The following is a 4,330-nucleotide window of genomic DNA, read 5'->3' on the forward strand; positions in this document are numbered from 1 at the left end:
AGCCCCGGGTGATCCAGTGGCACGTCGCACTGGCCTGCGGTCCGATGTCGCTCGCCTTGCTGCTGCACGGCGGCTTCTACCACATCGGTCTTGCCATCCTGCTGGTGTTCTTCTTCATCGGGCTCAAGAACATCAACCTCAGCCTGCATGCGATCTTCGTCAAGGCGCTGACCTCGAGCTTCCGCGAATCCGCGCTGGCGAGCCAGTTCGACACCGCGCTCAACAACATGCCGCACGGCCTGTGCATGTTCCGCGCCGACGGCCGCCTTGCGGTGATGAACCACCGCTTCGGCGAGCTGATGGCCTTGCCCGAGGACCTCGTCAAGCGCGGCGCCACTGCCGCCGATATCGCGGCGGCCTGCGTTTCCGCCGGGTCGATCTCGGCGGAGAGCGGCAACCACATCCTGGCCGAGATCGAGCATGCGCGGATCTGCGAGATCGTCACCGCCGATCCGGATTCCTCGCGCGGCCGCACCCTGGCCTGGACGTTCCAGCCGATGACCGGCGGCGGCACGGTGCTGCTGCTGGAAGACATCACCGAACGCACCAATGCGGAAGCCCGCATCAGCCATCTCGCCCGTTATGACGAGCTCACGGCGCTGCCCAACCGGGTCAGCTTTCACGACGAGATCGAGCGGCTGCTGAAGAATTCGCATCATGCCGAGCGGCTCTCCGCGCTGCTCTTCGTCGACCTCGACCAGTTCAAGCAGGTCAACGACACGCTCGGTCATCCCTGCGGCGACCAGCTGCTGTGCGCCGTCGCCAACCGTCTGCGCGAAATGCTGCGCCCCGAAGATTTCGTCGCCCGTTTCGGTGGCGACGAATTCGTCGTGTTCCAGCAGAACATCTCCTCGCCCGAGGACGCCGCCGCGCTGGCCCGCCGCATCGTCGAGCGGCTGAGCGAGCGCTACCGCATCGACAATCATTTGGTCGAGATCGGCGCCAGCGTCGGCATCGCGCTGACCTCGCCGGGCGATGCCAGTGCCGATACGCTGCTCAAGAACGCCGACATGGCGCTGTACCGTGCCAAGGCCGACGGCCGCGGCACGTTCTGCTTCTTCCGCGACGAGATGGCGGCGACCGTCGAGGCCCGCCGCATCCTCGAGCTCGACCTGCGCAAGGCGCTCGCCAACGAGGAATTCGAGCTGTTCTACCAGCCGCTGGTCAATCTGAAGTCCGGCAAGATCACCACTTGCGAGGCGCTGCTGCGCTGGAATCATCCGGTGCGCGGCACGGTCTCGCCGATCGACATCATCCCGGTCGCCGAGGACATGGGCCTGATCGTCGATCTCGGCCGCTGGATCCTGCGCCGCGCCTGCATGGAATGCATGAAGTGGCCGGAGGGCGTCAGCGTCGCCGTCAACTTCTCGCCGCAGCAATTCCACCAGCGCGACGTGCTGAGCGAAATCCGCTACGCGCTGGAGGTGTCGGGCCTGCCGGCGCATCGGCTGGAGATCGAGATCACCGAGTCCTCGCTGCTGCGCAACACCCAGCTGACCCACGACATCCTGTCGCAATTGCATGCGCTCGGCGTGCGCATCTCGCTCGACGATTTCGGCACCGGCTATTCCAGCCTCAGCTATCTGCACAATTTCCCGATGCAGAAGGTGAAGATCGACCGCTCCTTCCTCGAAGGCATCGACACCGACCGCCCGCTGACGCTGTTGCGCGGCGTGGCGCGGCTGTCCGCCGATCTCGGCATGGCCGTCGTGGTCGAGGGCATCGAAACCAACGAGCAGCTCGATCTGATCAGCGCCGACGGCACCGTCTCCGAGGCGCAAGGCTATCTGTTCAGCCGTCCGGTGCCCGCCGTGCGGATGCGCCAGCTGCTCAACGCCTCGCATGGGCGGCGCGGCGAAGGCCAGCTCCACGTCGCCAGCTCGCGCTCCTTCGCTTAACTCCGTTTCTCGGAACGTCCCATCATTTCAGACTGTTGCAGGGTACCGTAGTGCTACGGAGGTTAACCCTAACCCTTCGATTGCTTTGCATACTTGTTAAGAAGGTGTTAATAAATCATGGCGCGCGCGTAAGTTGTCTTGCAGGAATTGCCTTCGAATGCCGCGACGTGAGTGTGTTTAAGGAGTTGGAATGCAGTCCTCAGCCAGATCTGTCATTTCGGCTGTTGGACGGGGAGCAGAGCTTCTGACCGACGTCGATTATCATCTTGCCGAAACCGTCGCGGAGAAGGAGGAGATCTACAATCTCCGCTACCGCGCCTATCTGCGGGAAGGCGCGGTGAAGCCCTCCGCCGATGCGCGGGTGACCGACCGCTACGACGAGCTGCCGAACGCGTGGACCTTCGGCGTCTATCTCCATGGCGAACTCTGCAGCTCGGTGCGCATCAGCGTGCTGACATCGGAATGGCGCGAGTCCACCTCGGCCGATGTCTTCCCGGACATCCTGCTGCCGCGGCTCGATCGCGGCGAGGTCATGATCGACCCGACCCGCTTCGTCGCCGATCCCGACCAGGTCAAGCGGGTCCCGGAATTGCCCTATCTGACGACGCGTCTCGCTTACATGGCCTGTGAGCATTTCAATGCCGATCTCGGCCTCGCCATCGTGCGCCCCGAGCATCAGGCCTTCTACCGGCGGGTGTTCCTGCATGAGACCATCGCCGAGCCGCGGCTGGTTCCCGGCCTCACCAAGCCGTTCGGACTGATGGCGGCGGACTTCCCGACCTTCCGCAAGAAGGTGTTCGAGCGTTATCCAATCATGCGGTCGACTGCCTTCGAGCGGCGGATGCTGTTCGGGCGCGGCGGCCAGCGCCAGGTGCCGCAGCGGCCGGTGCTCGTGGCTGACGCTGCGCACGCGGACGCCGCGCACGCCTGAGTCGGCGATGGCGTGGATGCGGCTCCAGGTTTGAGCCTGGGCTCTGCCCCTTACCCGTCACGCGTCGCCACGCATCGCGCCCTGGGCCCAAAATTCCGGCGAAAGCCGGGTTTTTGCCGGCCGCCGCGGCTTGCCTTCACCCTCGCGCCACATTTACAACCCATTAACCATGACGGGTGCTTTTCGCTGGTTGGGGGCATTTGATCGGCTGAGGCAAGGTTCCGTCAAGGTTGACGGAACGTTCGCTTAACCAACCCCCTGTAGACCGGACAGCAGTGGACTAACGTGAGCGTGGAGGCTCCGGAATGAAACATCCTATGCGTATCCTCCAGGGATTGAAGCTGGTCGCGGTGCTCGCCGTCGCGCTGTCGATGGGCGCCTGCGCCAACAAGAATGCCGCGACGGATGCGATGGCCAATGCGGCAACACCTGGCAGTCAGCAGGATTTCGTCGTCAACGTGGGTGACCGCGTATTCTTCGAAAGCGACCAGACCGATCTGACCCCGCAGGCGATCGTGACCCTGGAGAAGCAGGCGCAGTGGCTGCAGACCTATCCGCGCTACAGCTTCACCGTCGAAGGCCACGCCGACGAGCGCGGCACCCGCGAATACAACATCGCGCTCGGCGCCCGACGAGCCCAGTCGGTGCGTTCGTTCCTGGCCTCGCGCGGCATCGATCCGAACCGCATGCGCACGATCTCCTACGGCAAGGAGCGGCCGGTCGCCGTCTGTAACGACATCTCCTGCTGGTCGCAGAACCGTCGTGCCGTCACCGTGCTGAACGCGAGCTCCTGACGCCGAGATACTGACACTCAGTCAGGCGCCGTTCATCTTCCAAAACCGATTATGCCGGCGCCCTCTCGGGCGCCGGTTTCGTTTCAGCAAACCGTGACCTAAAACCCCTTGGTTCAAGTCACGGTTTTGGCGTACTCCCTTCCTCATTATGTGGCGCGGCGAATGGTCCGCCGTGGGCCACGTCGCTTTTGTCGTCAGGGCAAGATGTCATCGAAATTCAAGGCAATTACCGGCACCGTGGCAACCGTCGCGCTGCTCTCTTTGTGTTCGCCCGCAACTGCGCAGTGGGTCTTTGCGCAGTCGGATGATGCCGATCCCGAGATGCGGATCGAGCGGCTGGAGAACCAGCTGCGCCAGCTCACTGGCCAGAACGAAGAGCTGCAATACCGCAACCGCCAGCTCGAAGAGCGGCTGCGGGCGCTCGAGGGCGGCGCCCAAGGCGCGCCCGGACAGGCGCCCAATGTCGCGGCGATGCCGCCCGCCCAGGTCGGACCAGGTCAGGTTGCGCCCGGCTATCGCCAGCAGCCGCACCAGCAGGCCGTGCAACCGAATTACGAGCAGCCGCAGAGCGCGGCTTCTGCGCCGATCGTTCAGGAGCAGCCGGCGCCCGGCGCTCCCGGCACGCGCCGTCGCGGCGATGCCTTCGATCCGAACCAGAACCCGAACGCGCCGGGTGCGCCGCGCGCGCTCGGCGGCGGCCCGCAGCC

Annotated in this window: 3 protein-coding genes and 1 pseudogene; all 4 read left to right on the forward strand. The window is 64.6% G+C overall.

The window, feature by feature from the left end:
- A partial coding sequence (locus IC66_RS0116760; RefSeq protein ID WP_049806542.1) for a putative bifunctional diguanylate cyclase/phosphodiesterase occupies nt 1–1,898 on the forward strand: 1,898 nt, incomplete at its 5' end.
- A 190-nt stretch (nt 1,899–2,088) separates the two neighbouring features.
- Nucleotides 2,089–2,829, forward strand: coding sequence for an N-acyl amino acid synthase FeeM domain-containing protein (locus IC66_RS0116765; protein ID WP_028140318.1), 741 nt, complete (start codon nt 2,089–2,091; stop codon nt 2,827–2,829).
- Between the two features lie 305 nt (nt 2,830–3,134).
- Nucleotides 3,135–3,623, forward strand: a complete 489-nt coding sequence (gene pal / locus IC66_RS0116770) for a peptidoglycan-associated lipoprotein Pal (protein WP_018317777.1) — start codon at nt 3,135–3,137, stop codon at nt 3,621–3,623.
- A gap of 204 nt (nt 3,624–3,827) precedes the next feature.
- Nucleotides 3,828–4,330 (forward strand): annotated as a pseudogene (locus tag IC66_RS0116775) (tol-pal system protein YbgF); the annotation flags it as partial.

It is taken from the genome of Bradyrhizobium genomosp. III, assembly GCF_000261705.1.
Lineage (GTDB): Bacteria > Pseudomonadota > Alphaproteobacteria > Rhizobiales > Xanthobacteraceae > Bradyrhizobium > Bradyrhizobium ottawaense.

Coding starts and splice junctions, on each gene's coding strand:
- IC66_RS0116765 (WP_028140318.1), top strand. CDS start 2,089: ATGCAGTCCTCAGCCAGATCTGTCATTTCGGCTGTTGGACGGGGAGCA.
- pal (WP_018317777.1), top strand. CDS start 3,135: ATGAAACATCCTATGCGTATCCTCCAGGGATTGAAGCTGGTCGCGGTG.